The organism is Labilibacter marinus, from assembly GCF_001659685.2.
In the GTDB taxonomy this organism is placed as follows: domain Bacteria; phylum Bacteroidota; class Bacteroidia; order Bacteroidales; family Marinilabiliaceae; genus Saccharicrinis; species Saccharicrinis marinus.
This window is the reverse complement of sequence record NZ_LXYE02000009.1, coordinates 80,075-95,325: the sequence shown is the minus strand read 5'-3', so window position 1 is coordinate 95,325 and position 15,251 is coordinate 80,075. Positions and strand designations below refer to the sequence as shown.

Annotated in this window: 8 protein-coding genes; 2 read left to right on the top strand and 6 right to left on the bottom strand. The window is 34.7% G+C overall.

Annotation, left to right across the window (positions count from 1 at the left end; genetic code table 11):
* Positions 1 to 131: 131 nt before the first annotated feature.
* Positions 132 to 2,339 carry a hypothetical protein gene (locus tag A8L32_RS03895; RefSeq protein WP_075590103.1) on the bottom strand — a complete coding sequence of 736 codons (2,208 nt, stop codon included), beginning with the start codon at positions 2,337 to 2,339 and terminating at the stop codon, positions 132 to 134.
* A 297-nt stretch (positions 2,340 to 2,636) separates the two neighbouring features.
* A complete protein-coding gene (locus tag A8L32_RS03890) occupies positions 2,637 to 5,198 on the bottom strand; it encodes a glycoside hydrolase family 2 protein (RefSeq protein WP_075590102.1) in 2,562 nt (853 codons plus the stop codon).
* A 259-nt stretch (positions 5,199 to 5,457) separates the two neighbouring features.
* Between A8L32_RS03890 and A8L32_RS03885 the strand changes: the two genes are divergently transcribed.
* Positions 5,458 to 7,056, top strand: a complete 1,599-nt coding sequence (locus tag A8L32_RS03885) for a tetratricopeptide repeat protein (RefSeq protein WP_143525010.1) — start codon at positions 5,458 to 5,460, stop codon at positions 7,054 to 7,056.
* A 108-nt stretch (positions 7,057 to 7,164) separates the two neighbouring features.
* Here A8L32_RS03885 and A8L32_RS03880 read toward each other — a convergent pair whose 3' ends face one another.
* Complete coding sequence (locus A8L32_RS03880; protein ID WP_075590100.1) at positions 7,165 to 9,555, bottom strand: T9SS type A sorting domain-containing protein; 2,391 nt, start codon at positions 9,553 to 9,555, stop codon at positions 7,165 to 7,167.
* A 380-nt stretch (positions 9,556 to 9,935) separates the two neighbouring features.
* On the opposite strand from A8L32_RS03880, the gene A8L32_RS03875 reads away from it, so the two are divergent.
* Entirely contained in the window at positions 9,936 to 10,301 is a 366-nt protein-coding gene (locus A8L32_RS03875) for a winged helix-turn-helix transcriptional regulator (RefSeq protein WP_083631171.1), read from the top strand.
* Here the strand turns inward: A8L32_RS03875 and A8L32_RS03870 are convergent.
* From A8L32_RS03870 to A8L32_RS03860, 3 genes are all read right to left on the bottom strand, one after another.
* Positions 10,283 to 10,879 (bottom strand): lactoylglutathione lyase family protein, encoded by a 597-nt coding sequence (locus A8L32_RS03870; protein ID WP_198931725.1) that lies wholly within the window; start codon positions 10,877 to 10,879, stop codon positions 10,283 to 10,285. The genes A8L32_RS03875 and A8L32_RS03870 overlap by 19 nt on opposite strands.
* A 251-nt stretch (positions 10,880 to 11,130) precedes the next feature.
* Positions 11,131 to 13,359 (bottom strand): T9SS type A sorting domain-containing protein, encoded by a 2,229-nt coding sequence (locus A8L32_RS03865; protein WP_158027195.1) that lies wholly within the window; start codon positions 13,357 to 13,359, stop codon positions 11,131 to 11,133.
* A 337-nt stretch (positions 13,360 to 13,696) separates the two neighbouring features.
* Positions 13,697 to 15,250, bottom strand: coding sequence for a PKD domain-containing protein (locus A8L32_RS03860; protein ID WP_143525009.1), 1,554 nt, complete (start codon positions 15,248 to 15,250; stop codon positions 13,697 to 13,699).
* Position 15,251 lies beyond the last annotated feature (1 nt).

Here is a 15,251-nt window from a genome sequence, read left to right as displayed (position 1 = left end):
TTGTATAGAAAATATAAACATGTTTAATGGAAAATAGTAAGCAATATTTTGGGCACTTTCTGATGCCGAAGGAAACAGAAAATACATAAATCCTATTAATGAGGATTATGCATTCTCTGTATCTAATAGACTTATTGTTTTGTAAAAATCTTGGTTTCTAAATCATCTAATTGAATTAGATAAGAACCCGTTGAAAGATGTCCTAGCTGAATCTCTTTATCAACCCCACTTAATAAAACATCTCCTGCCATAGAAATCACTTTCCATGACTGTACATCTCCTTCAATCGTCAATTTATTCTTAACTGGAACTGGGTATATTTTAGTGCTTTTATTTTGTTTTCCGTTTCCTTGAATATAATCAGGAACGCTTGTATCCAAAGGTCTATTTATGGCTCTAGAAAATTCTAAAACTTGAATGGCACTGCTGCTAATAAACCCATCCGTATCACTAAAAATAACCTCTACTGCGTTAATACCTTCTTGTAATAAAAAATAAGGAATTTGAACCTCCAACATTCCAAAGAAATTATCTCTATCCGTTTGAATATCTCCTCGGTAATTCTCAGGTAGCTTAATACCTTTTCCATTTATCTTGATCTTCTTAGGAAAATGATTACTATTGATATTTCTAGCTAAACCCAAACGTAAAACAGCCTCCCCATTTACACTCTTTTTTATATTATTAAAGGTAAAAGAAACGGGTGATTCCGCAACAATAGCTTGTTTATAGGTAGAAGCATAATATTTAGTTTCCCTAGATGTTTGATCAACTTTTAAAGGGTTTTTATAAGTGTATTTTGCAATAATCGTTTCATCCCCTTTTAGTTGCTTTACACCATCAAAACTATTCAATGATTCAACATCCAAAACTACTTTTTGATCCGTGGAAAAATACAACCTTTTCACTTCAACGGACTCTAATTCATTATCCCCGAAACCCTTTAAGTTCAGATCAAATTCCTTGCTGACGTTTTCAATATTATTCATGACTACAAACACATTGTTTCCATCCACATATGCATCCACCTGAAAATCTAGATTATCTGCGTAGGTATCCAAACGTAAACCTTTAACATCCGACCATAATTCGTAGAATTTGATATATTCTGTCCATACCCAGTCGCCACTATACTCTTCGGGTTCATTGGCCTTTCGTAACAAACGACATCTATATGGAATATCCTTTGCCGAATCATAGCCCCATTCTCCTTTAGGAACGGCAAATGGTAAAGCACGAAGAATGGTGTTTGGACGCTCTAAAAACTGCATTAACATAGCGTTAAATGCTTTAATTCTGGCCCAATCATTATAAGGTCGCCATAGTCTTTCTTCATCTGTAAGCCCCCAAAGTTGTGTACCGTATTCGGTGATAAGCAATGGTTTTACCCTTCCATATGTAAGCTCATTAAAATGCTCAATTAAATCAAAGGTAGCCTCGTTTCTTCCTCCTTTACGGTATACTTCTTTCCCATACCAAATGGGTTTATCATATAAGTGTAAAGTATAAAAGTCGAATGATGAACCATATTCTTCAATAAAGCGTCTCCATCTTTCATCCCACTGTTTTAAATCGCCACCTTTATCCAAATCTGGAAAGGCTGCACCATAACCCCCTACTTGAAGTCCAGGTACTTTTTCATGAATTATATCCGCCACGGTTTGATGAAATTTAAACACCTGCTCTACCGTTCCTCCACCATCATGATCAGCATCTACAAAGTGCCAAATAGGCTCATTCATAATTTCAAAATAGGTAGGAAACGGAAATCCACTTGTTCCTCCATCACCATAATAATGATTGAAATAATGGGCACAAAATTCACCAGACGCAGTTCCAAATGGTTCCGTAGGCGTATCGGCCGAAGAATAAAACCACCCTCCGTTGGTTGCATTATTACCATTAGGAAACAAAGGCAACTGTTGATTGGCCACAATAAAATCACCCTTTTCATATTGAAAACGATCAGTTTTATTACTGTACTTAATAATATCTGCATCACCCAAGGACTTTATATGTGTAGTGTCAGCATAACCTGTACGATTTGGGTCTTCATTTACTTTTTTAGAAGCTGTTTTAATGTGTCCTGTTTCTCTACCAAAATAAGTATCTAAATCATTGACTATATAATCGAGTTTGTCCATTACATCGCTCCATACTCCAGAGGATTGTGATGATGATACCACCATCCATTTAGAACGATCAAAACTGGTATTGCCACCTACCTGATGGTTAACATCCATATTTACTTCTACATACACCTGGGCATACGATAAGGAGCTAAGCATTAAAGCAGCAGCAATGATGAATATGTTTCTATTGAATTTTAAAGTCCTCATAATGATTGTGTTATTTTTTGATAATTAAGTTGTAAATCAGGTAAATTTCTTTTTAAATATTAAAGGCATCTTTTCTATAAAACAATCTATTTTCTTGCTCAAGCCACAAGGCTCCCACTTTTTTCTATACTCAAAAAAGTGGGTAAAAAGATCGCCGACTGCAGCACTCGCTTACCCATTATTGAAGTTAGTAACTCGACTTGAAACCTTATTTACTTTTAAAATTCAATTCCCTGGATTAAAATTAATATCCCCAGCAGCATAAATGCCACCAGAAATATTCTTACCCATACATCTTTATTTTACAAATTCTTTAACTGTAGGCATTTTTTCATCTGCCTGTTTTATTCCTCTAGCTCCATTTAATCCTTCAAAATATCTGAAGTAATTATGCGGACCATACTTTTCTTTTTTATCAATAGCTTCCTTACCTATCTCACGTAAACGCGGAAGGTCTACCTTTTCATCCGCTACTAGCAATAAGTAATTATTAGAAGAAACTACCTTGCCTGAATGGTCCGTCATTTCAATCTCTACATTAAACTTATCACCCAATTTACCCGGCACTTTGCAGTTAACCGTAGCAAATTCTTCAGAAGTATCCACCTTAACATCACCCAGTTTAATAGTTTCTCTCTTTACCTCTTTGTTATTGTTGTAAAAAACCACTTCAGCTTTACAATCTTTAAACTCCTTGTAAAAATCATTCACAACCCATATCTTCCCTTCAAATTGTTCACCCGGCAACCATCTTCTTCTATCATGTTGTAGGGATATTAACAGCGGCTGAAAGGCATTTCTCACATAATCGTATGAAATTTTAGGTTGCTGATAATAATCAACTATTCCCCACTTCATATCTGGTGCAAAAGTGATGTAATGGCAAATACAGATAGCACTTGACTTAGGTTTTCTTCTTCGATAATACTCTAATCCATATTGAAATATAACCCCTTGCGAAATCTGAGTAGCATCAACAAACTCTTGCATACTACCTGTTGATTGAGAACCAACGATTTCAAAGTTTAGAGTTCTGAACACATCAAAATCAGTCCAGTGATGTCCCCAGCTTGGTCCTGGAGGCCATAATTCATCTTCAGGAATAAACTTTTTAATGCTTTCTACATTCGGACATGATGAAATGGCTAGTTCGGCTACAGCGGCATAATCTTGTTTGTTAAAGAATCGTTCAGTATTGGTTCTACCTTCACTATAAAATAGACCATTAGCATGAATACTTTCTTTAGGTTTGAATCCTAATTTTTTACCAATATGATCGCTTAACGGAGAAACTGGTACATAGTGTAAATCAGAATAAGGTCGAACTACTTCACCCAACTCTTTCATTAAATTCAAATTATGCTCAGGATCGGAAGCGGTCATCAAAATTTCTTCCCCTCCTTCTAAAATAACCATACAAGGGTTATTACGTAAATCTTTAACAACAGAAATAGCTTCAGAAAAAATAGCTTTTTTGAACTCTTCCGATTTTGGTAGCGACAAACTAGCTATCGGTAAAATATCCTGCCAAACGGTAATACCAGCTCTATTACAAAGCTCGTAGAAATAAGGAATCTCCGTTGGATGCCATCCGAAAATTCGTAGGTTATTCATATTACCTTCTTTGGCCAGTCTTACTAGCTCTTCGTATTTCTCGTTAGATGCACGTCCAAAAAAGATATCAGGTGGACCACCCCATGTTCCAGAACGCATAAAATGACGTCTACCATTAATCATCACAGTCCACGGATTTTCCACCTCGTCTTTGGTATAGCCAGGATTCATCTCCATTTTAATTTCGCGTATACCAAAAAGTTTTTTATCCGTATGAAGTAGTGTGTTTTGACCGCCCTTAAGAGTAATATTTGCAAGATATAGATTTTGATCACCTAAGTCCCACGGATACCAAAGTTTAGCATCAGGTATATGAATGCTTGTTTTAATCTCGTTAATACCCGGTGCTAATTTCTGTTTGATATTAGTCGTGTATGTTTTTGATTTAAAATTCTCTCCTTGAATATCAATTTCAATATCAACTGTTTTTTCTGTTTTACCTGGATTTTCAACTTCAAGTTGAATATCCAATTCAGCAGAATTCTTTTTCCCTAACTTGGTTTGTATATATATATCCTTCACCTTGGCATCTTCGTATGCTTCTAGTCTCACAGGCTTCCATATTCCAGTAGGAACTAAATCAACCCAATAGTCACCATGCCATGCAGGTTTACGTCCAGCTACCTGACTATACCTTCTGGGAGCAGGATGCAGACGAACCGCTAATATATTTCTACCACGACGTTTAAAGTCGTAACTTATCAAATCTGTAATGTCAAATGAGAAAGATGTAAACATACCCTCGTGCGAACCTAAAAGTTCTCCATTTAAGAACACATCACATGCATAGTCTACACCATCAAAAGTGATTTCAACATTTTTACCTTTCATCTCTTTAGGCACGTTGAATATCCTTAGATACCACCATTCATATTCATTTACCCATTTGGCCTTTGTACTATTGCGTCCAAAATGAGGGTCATCAATACGGCCAATACGCCATAAATCTGAAAAAACATCTCCCGGAACATGAGCCGGTGCCCAATTTAAGGCATCTCCCATATGGTCGTAACTAATTTCAGGAAATTTCTCTTCCATTCCTCTTCCTGGCAAGGCCCCTTGAATTTTCCATAAATGTCCGCTTAGATCATACGTCAATGGATTATCATTCTGCGTACCATAATCATCCTGCTCGTCTTGTCTGAAATAATCATTGGCTATATCCTTCTCATTTTGCGCTAAAGTAGTTTGGCAAATAAGCAACAATGCCAGTAAGATTTTAAAGTATGTATCTTTTTTATTCATTATTTAAATGTTTTACTACTATTTGTATTTAAAGCTATTCACATCATTATCAAAAAGTGATATACAATGTTATATAATTCAAACCCATTTACAGTAAAACACACCTCAATATAACCTCAATATCACTCAATATAAACCTCCATTCTTACTCAATTAAACACAAACATATTGCATATACTATTATTATTCTATACTATTGTATATAAACTATTTGACAAATATGAAATCAAGGCTTTTGTACTCATTTAAATATTTATTTTTGCTTATCATACTACCTCCATATATGCATGCCGTTGGAGCTAATAACTTAAAGCAAGAATTCAGATCCGCTGATTCTATTTTTCTGCATCACCCTGATTCTGCATTTACTCCCTATCAAAATCTATATAATTTAAGCAAAGAAGCGAAAGATACCTCTAGTCAGATTTTATGCTTACGTCGTATGGGAAAGATTAGCTACCAACAGAAAAAACTACCTGAAGCATTAAACTTTTATACTGAAGCATTACACTTATCCGACCTAAAAAAATCTATAATAAACAAAGCAAGTGTTTTAGCTGATTTAGGAAATCTATATTGTAAATACGGTCATTTTGATGATGGCGAAGATTATATAATGCAAGCCCATAGAATATTTTTAACATGCATGAAAGAGAATAAAATAGGTCATAAAACATTGATTTATTCTTACATCCATATTGCGGAATTAAATATACAAAGAGAGCTTAACCAGAATGCAATAATGTATTTGGATACATGTTTATTATTGGCAAATGCATATGATAATTCTGAAGAAGAAGAGGCTAATATTTTACGTTTAAAGTCTACTGCCCTAACAGCTATGGACAGTCTAAATCAGGCTTTGGAAATATTACTTCCTTTAGAAAAACAGTTTGACCTACTGTCCATCACAACATCAAATTACACCTATCACTATAGTAATGCTATACTAATAAGCTGGGGCATTGGTGTAATTTACTCAAAACAAGAAAAAGATGAATTGGCATTACAGCATTTATTTAAAAGTCTTCATTTAATTAAACGTTTACAGAAAAAACTAGATCATCAAACTAAAGTTTTAAACGAGATAGCGACTATATATAAACGGCAAAAGAAATATGATCTTGCCTTTAAGTATCAAGACGAGGCATACAAATACACGGAAAAGAACCTGACTTCCAACAGCGAACGAAACAAGGGCGTATTAAAAATAAGGAATACCTATATCGAAAAGCTAGACGAAAAAGAGAAAGAGATTATGGCTAAAAACCTAATGCTCGCTAATAAAGACAAGGCCAATTTAAGGTTACGAATTGTCATATTGGTATTTGCAATCTTTATTGTAGCCTTTGGATTTTTATATTGGACCAGAAGCGTTAAGAACAGGCTCAGAAGCGAGAAACAAGGTATTCAGGAGAAAGCCGCAGAAAAAGAAAAAGTTTCACAGTTAGAGTTACGCTATAAAAATAGGGAGCTTACCACCTCTTCGTTACAGTTAATTGAGCGAGATGATTTATTAGATAAGTTCACCAGTTATTTGGACAAGGACAAAAACACCGAAGCAAAATCGTTAAAGTTTGCACGCAAACAATTGGCCAGCAACCTCTGGGAGGAATTTGAGAAACGTTTTGTAAGTATTCACCAAGGTTTTTATGAGCGATTGACAAAACAGTTTCCTGAGCTGACAACAAACGATTTAAAGCTTTGTGCATTAGTAAAACTAGACCTTAAAGGAAAAGAAATTTCGAGACTACTGGGCATGACTGAAAAAAGTGTTCACACCGCTCGATATCGAATTAGGAAAAAGATAAACCTTGAAACGAACGCTAGTTTGGAGGAGTTTATGAAGAAAGTATAATATCTATAAAAAATCCCCAACATTATACCTGTAGTGTATAACATTGGGGTTTGAGAAATAGACACTTATTTTTTTAGTATCCATCGACTTTATAACATTATGAACTCACTAATACACACTCAACTTTTTCGTGATTCGCATATCCAGAAGCTCTATAGACAAATAATAAATGCCTGTGGAATAATCTTCCACATTAAGCAGAATAACGTCCTGATAAGACGCCACATTTTGCTTGTATACTAATTGCCCATTGGAAGAATAAACATCTACTTTTTGAACTGTCTGATCTACTCCTTTTAAATCGATGTTAACGACTTTACTGGCAGGATTAGGGTATATTTTTACGGCGTTTTGATATTCATTTTTTACTGAAACATCCGCTTTTAAAGAGATCAGTTCCCAAGAACTATCATCCTCTGGCGGCAATTGTCCTCTATTCTCCACCTTTGCATATTCTAACTCCATGTGGTTTCCTACCTGAACGTTTCGTGATTTACGCTCGTTTCCTCCAGGTAATATTTCAAAAAAGTCAGCTCCCCCTTCTTCGAATTTACGCAAGTACCAACGTGGCTTTTCTGTTTTGGTATTAAAGAAATCGCTTTGTTCTACAAATATTTGCTCTTTGGTTCCATTGTTATAATCACCCATGGTATATCCTCTATATACTGCCATGTGTTCTTTTGTTGCTCTATTTTTTATATGGTAGAAATATGGATATTCAAAGGTAAACTGCCATATATCCGAACTATCTGTTTTTTCCTCGGCAGAAAAATCTAATTTTGGCTCACCCGAAACGGCCCTTAAATATTCACCCGATTGTTTATTTCTAATTCTATAATAAGTACCCATATTAATGATAGCCTTAGGCGCTTTATTGATGGTATGAACTTGAATTAAGTTAGCAGGATATTCAATTTCAATGCTCGATTCATCTGCCAAAGCTTTGTAAGCAAATATTCCATGTTTACCATTATCCAAACCTGTATTATTTTTAAATACAATGTTATTGGCTGGCAAATCATATTCCGTAAAATGTGTTTCCTCACCATGGTCAAAAGTTAAATCAATGGTCAGGTCGCTAGTATTTTTTGCCCATGCTTGTGTAAAGTCGTTATTTTCCATCACCAAATTGTATGGTGAATGCGCTGATATAATCCAGCCATACTCTCCAATCCAGGTATTATTAGTAATGGTAATATGATGACTCTGTTGTATTTCCCTATCTATATTTATCCCTCTTGCAGGTTTAATATGCTCAAATGTATTTCCATCAATTAAAAAATGATGACCAAACTCTTCTATATGAATCATATCCACATCCATACGGTATCCTTTAAAGTGGCAATTGGTTACGTTTACGTACGAACATTTCGAAGAAATTCCCAAACCTGTTCCATCCATTAAACAATCATCAATAGTGGAGTTATTTTGATTCCATACTACAGGATATTCAGTATTACCTGCATCTAATGATATAGCGCGAACATTAAAGTTAATAGCTTCGGTTAGTGGCTGAAAAAAGCACTTGCTCATATTAAATGCAGGAGCTTCATCAATACTTTCACTTCTATTTAAAAAGTACCCTCCTTGAGTAAAATCGAGAAACGACACATGATTAAAATCAACGGAAGCTCCATTACCCCCAAAGCATTGTACTTTACCATTTCTAAAAATTACATTATTAAATTGGATACCTGAGTAGTATAGCTTAGCATTCGTAGCGTGTGAAACTCTGGTAAAAACATAACCCGTTGAAGCATCTGCACTCAATTCAATATTTTCAACTTGAATATCATCAGATGATAGTTTTAACATCTTCAGATTATTGAATTTAGTAATTACTTCATAAGCTCCTCTCTCATCCGATTCGCTTGCACTTGGAATCTTACCCGAAAAACAAATAGACTTTGAAATTGTAATTGAAGCTGCCTCAAAATCATACGCTGCACTATTAAATAAAATGGTATCTCCCTCCTGCATAGTTGCAAGAGCTGTATTCACATTACTTGCCAAGGTACTACCTGTAGACGAACCATATACTTCATCAAAATCGAGCAATGTTTTATGCTCGGCTGGTTTTTCGGTGACTATTATATACAAATTAGCAAAAATATCATCCCCCGTATAGGTAGTTCTAACTTGTACAAATTGAGAATTATCTATGTTTCCTCCTAAAATATAATCCTCTGGTGTTACAATGAAGGTATCAATAACACCATTTAAATCAACAGCTGCATCTATTAATAAATCATGCGATTCAAGTTTTGACCAAGGGCTTTTTTGAAAAGTCATGAGTTTAATACTTACAGACTCAATATTTTGGTTTGCATAAGTTCCCTCCACAAAAATGGTATCTGTTCTTGCAATACTTCCTATGTTGTTTCCATGCTCTGGATTTTCAACACCATTAACCTTACTTAACACCAATTCTTGTCCGTATACACCAAATCCTAAACTTATTAGTAATACGATAGTAAATAACTTTTTAAGTAATCTCATTCCGTTTCTTTCTAGTCCAACAATATCATAATCTCTCGGAATACAAATATTTAAATTATAAATATATCGATCGAGGGAGACTTATAATTTTAACAAGTGGTAAAAGATGAATTATACAAAACGCATCTTGTATAAAGATTGTATAACATCACTCTAAGTCCTAACATTCAACAACATAACCCTTGCACCTTCGTGTATTACGATGATAAATAGCACTCAACAAAATCAATTATTACTACAAATATCTAAAGTTAGAAGATAAAAAGAGTCGTATATTTTGCTCGTAATGTTAGTAATATGCAACTTTATAAGTGTAAAAATAATAATACCGCTGCTTAGAGTAATACATCTGAGCACTAGCTCTCATTAAAAATATTACAATGGAAGATGATGCAAAAAAGGAACTGATAGAATATAACGACAAGGAATTTAACTGCTCATTGGCGTTTGCTTTGCATTTGATTGGAGATAAATATAAAAGCCTGATAATTTATCACTTGAAAGATGGGGCTCAGCGGTCAGGAGAGTTACAAAAAAGTATTACGGACCTCTCAAACAGAATGTTTACCTACTCTATTCGAGCACTTGAAAAGGATAACTTGGTTAAAAGAACAGTTTATCCTGTGACACCTCCTAAGGTAGAATATGAACTTACTGAGGAAGGCAAATCACTTATCCCCATTGTTCTTGAATTGAATAAATGGGGACAAGATTTTGCAAGCAAACATCACTTATATGCTCCTTGAGAATAGTGCAACTCATATGAGTGAGAATAAATTTCGAATACAGTACCAAAAGGATCTTCAACATAACACATACGGTAAGGTTTTTCGCCAGGATAATACTCTCTAATGGGCATTCTTTGCTTGCCACCAGCATCAACAATTTTCTTAACAACGCCTTCTACATCTGGGTCTTGGATTGAAAAGTGAAATAATCCGGAACGGAACGGTTCAAAAACTGGTTTCTGTTCTTTACTCTCATTAAACTCAAAAAGTTCGAACCCAATTTTATCACCTGTTGAAAGATGTGCGATTTTAAATGTACCCCAGCCTTCACCAAACACATCGATACACATCTGACCTATGGCTGTTTCATTTTCTTCTTTAACTAATGTTGGTTCCATAATAACATAGAATCCTAATACTTCGGTGTAAAACTTAACAGCCTCCTCAATATTAGGAACCGTAATTCCAATATGAGAAAACGTTTTAGGATAAGGTTTTACTGTTTCATTTGATTCGCTCATGTTTTCTGATTTTTGTGAATAAGAACTAGTTGAAAGCATTAATATACAAACAACACCTACTAATATTCTGTTCATTATTAATTGTTTTAAATTCGTTACAAATAAAAACCATAAACAAATATAAAACAAGACGTTACACACAATGCACATAGTTACATGAATGTGTATTTTTAAGATTTATAGTATCTTATTAGAGTAAAAAAAATGAAATATTTTTGTGTTAAAAAGCCTAACAACAGACAACTAACGAAAAAAGGGCACTTGAAACCTCAAGCACCCTTTTTTCAATATTTGGGAAATAGACTAAATCTAGTCGTTAAAGACTATTAATTTAGAACAATTCGTTTAACTACATTAACATCGTTATTGATAATATTTATCAGATAAACTCCTTTTTTTAGCTTATCTGCATGTACCACTTTCTTACCTCTATTGTCGTTAGATTCGTATACTTTATGACCAGCTACATTGTACATTTTAATGTCGTACATTATATTGGCATCATCTAAAGAAACCACAAACTCTCCTTCGCTTGGGTTTGGAAACACATCAAGTTTCAAGGCATTTTCTTCATCTCCAATAGCGGTGTCTTTTGAGCGAATATCATGACTAAAATTAAATACCTGCATTGTTACCGTACTTACATAACCTCCTGCATCAGGAAAAGTAAGGGTAATTTCATTGTCCTCTTGTAAATCTTCAAAACTTACTGGAATTTCTAATACTCCAAAAAAGTTATCTCTATCCGTTTGAGGACCTCCTCTATGATTCGTTGGAACGCTTATAGCTTTTCCATTAATATCTACCGTTGGCCTGATTGCTTTACCATGGTCACGCCCTACTCCTATTCTTAATACAGCTTCTCCAAACTCATTTAATGCAACATCATCAATATTAAATGTAATAGCCGAATTGCTTGATATTTGCTTTAAATAAGTATCTGCATAATATTTTGTCTCTTCAGAAGTTTTGTCAATAGTAATATCGGAAGAAAATGTATACTTTATTACATAGGTGCCCTCTGGTGCTATGCTAAAATCTTCATCAAAGGTGCTATAATTATTTACCTCAAGTATAGGTAAAGAGCGATCGTTACTTCCGTTTAAACGCAAATGACGCACCTCTATATCAACCGCATCCTCTGTTAAACCCGACAGTTTTAAATCAAGATTGTGCGATACAAAGTCTAAATTATTTACTAATACAAATACCTTATTTCCATCAACATAGGTATCTACCATTATATCTATATTCGTAGTATAAGCATCTACCCTTGTTCCTTTTACATCCTTTAAAAGGTCATATATTTTAATCACCTCAGTATAAACAAAGTCACCAGTATAACTTGATGGTTCATCCTCACGACGTAACATACGGGCACCATGAACCGACGTTGGTCCTGTTTCTGCATTATATGCCCATTCCGATTTTAGCATAAAAAAGGGCATCGCATAATTAATTTTATCAGCACGTTCCATAAATTGCATCATCATAGAAATTGTTGATTTCATCTTTAACCAATCGCGATAGCCCGACCATCCTTGTCTATTGTAATCGTGCGTTTGTGCATTATACTCCGAAATCATTAAAGGCTTTACTTTACCTAAGGTCATCCAACTATATTGCTCCAACATATCCATTGTAGCTTCTACATTACTTCCTTTACGATATTTTGCCTTCCCATTAAAAGTTGGAAAATCGTAAAGGTGAATTGTATAGAAATCTACATCTGCTCCAGCAATATCAACAAAATGCTTATCGCGATCGTGCCAACGCTGAAAGTTGTCTGTATCGAAGTCGGGAAATGCAGCACAATAACCACCCACTTGCATATCTGGGTTATATTTATGCACTTCTTTAGCTACCGTTGAATGGAACTTAAAAATATCTGTTAAATCATGAGGGTCATCTGCAACCGTTACCAAATCCCAAAGCGGTTCGTTGGTAATCTCTACAAAGGAAGGTACAGGTTGCCCTGTAATTCCACCTGTACCATAATACTCTTGAATATAGCGACCTAAAAACTCACCCGATGCTGTTCCCAAAGGTTCTTCTTCTGTATCTGTTTGAGAAAAAGCCCAACCTCTATTTGTTGTTTTTCCATCTGGATAAAATGGATGTATCTGAGTACATAGAATCTGATTATCTAGATACTCATATGGATGTGCCCATGTTTTAGCAGCATAAGTATTTCTGTTATTCTGACCATGAGTTGCAATACTAGCAGGATCAGCAAAACCCGGTCGTTCAGAATCTTCGATAACATTATTTTTAAGCGCCCAGGAAATCGTGCCCGTATTACGACCTACGTGAACATCTTTATCACCCAAAAAATCTTCAATTAAATTATCAATCTTATTATCCGTATTCCAATTGTTTTGTTCGATTGTACCATGAAAATTCACAAATTTTTGTCGGTCGAACGTTTCCACCTCTCCTAATTTGTGTTTCACATCCACATTAACAATTATCTTTTCTTGAGCATTTCCTACCTGGCATACAAGCAATACAAGCAGGGCACTCTCCTTCCAAATTTTAAGTAGACTTTTATTCATTCTATCATCTTTAAACATCCGTTAAACTATAATTACAAAAAAGCTTAATTTACCTGATATAGACGGGCGGTATTTTAGAATAATAAGGTTGGGATAAGTTTACATCCACGCACATGTATTTTGACGGGGACTACTTTCAATCTGTCCACGTTATGCAACTGAAAATTTATTGCAATTTATTTATTATGAACATCTTAACTAATAAAACACTTTATAAATAAACAGTTCAATTGCAAACACCACCATATATTTTAGTAAAAAAAAGACACAAAAAAGAGGTCGCCTAAAAAGGCGACCTCTAAATTTATATTTACAATTAACTAAAGTAAACTCTTAGTTAAGGGCGAGCTCTAAATGAACCTGAAGGATACATTTTCATGTTATCCAAATAACATTTAGCATTATCTCCGATTCTGAACATGAATTCACCTGTGTCTCCTGATAAACTACCAGTTCCAACCTCTCCAGTTACATAAATCCACCTACCGATATCTGTATTGCTAATTTCTCCAAAATTATAACCGTTGCCAGCTGCAGCTTGCCACCAAGGTATACTCATAGCACCATAACGCCAGTAAATCCCTACCTTAGCTAACGAAGCTCCTGCCATTTCCTCAACATAAATCCATAATCCAATCTGATAGGTTGTTCCTACCTCAATTGGATGATATTCTTTATTTACATTCTGCAATATATCAGCATAAGCACCTGCATCTCCATAACTTCCTATACCAAAATAACCTGACTTATTTCCTGAGAAGGTAATATTTTCCTCCACTTCAAACGTATACTTACTACGGTTACCCTGATCATCTACTAGGTTAGTTGCTTTATCAATAAATGATTCAAACCCTCCTTCATAGTTACCATGGAACAACATATTATTGATATCAACTGCATGTGTTTTATCCATAGTACGAGCAATATATGCAGGATCTGTAGATATTAAACTTGCATTAATAGCATCATACGATAAAGTAACTACATCATCACTATAAGTGTCTTGATCAATCACTATAGTCAATGTAGAATCAACATTAGATGAAGAAATTGATTCAATAGCAGCACTTACTACACCACCAGCAGCAGTATATATATCTACAGAAATATCATCCTTAGCAGCAGTAGGATCTTCCATAATAGGTTGATCATATTTAAGAATGATTGTTCTATTATCAACTGTAGATTTTACAATATCCATGTACTCTTGAATAACGCGAATTAGCTTGGTAACCTGATCTGTACTACCATCAGAACTTCTAGTTGCAGTTAAAGTAACTTCAAAAACACCATCTTTATTAAAAACGACAGTTTCATCATTACCTTCTGAACTTACAGGCGTTCCTTCTTCAAATTCCCATTCAAAATCATCAGGTACCCCTTTTGATTTATTTAACAATGTAAGTGGTAAAGTTCTACCAACAGTATAATCTCCAGCACCATCTTTATCAACTGGACCATTAGTAATAAAATCGGCTAATACATCAATTTTATTAACATGGATGTAGTCTTCTACATATAATTCATCGCTTTCTCCATCTGAGGTACGTTCTACATTAAGTTTAATACTATAGTCCATATCTCCTTTAGGAAAATGAAAGTTATGCACTTTAGACTCATCTAAAGCAATTACACTTCCATCAGCTCCTGTTACCGTCCACGTTCTAACATCCGGGCGTCCATTACTGATATCTGCTAAAGAAACTGTATCACCCATAGCTATTTCGGTAATTACCTCACCTCTAATAGCTCTGGTTTCAAATAAAGCCTCTACTGCACCATAATCTAAAACTACCGCCTCTTCTTCCTTTTCTTTTACAGTATCATCATCACATCCTACGACAAAAAACATCGCAAGAAGTATATATAATATATAATTGATCTTTTTCATA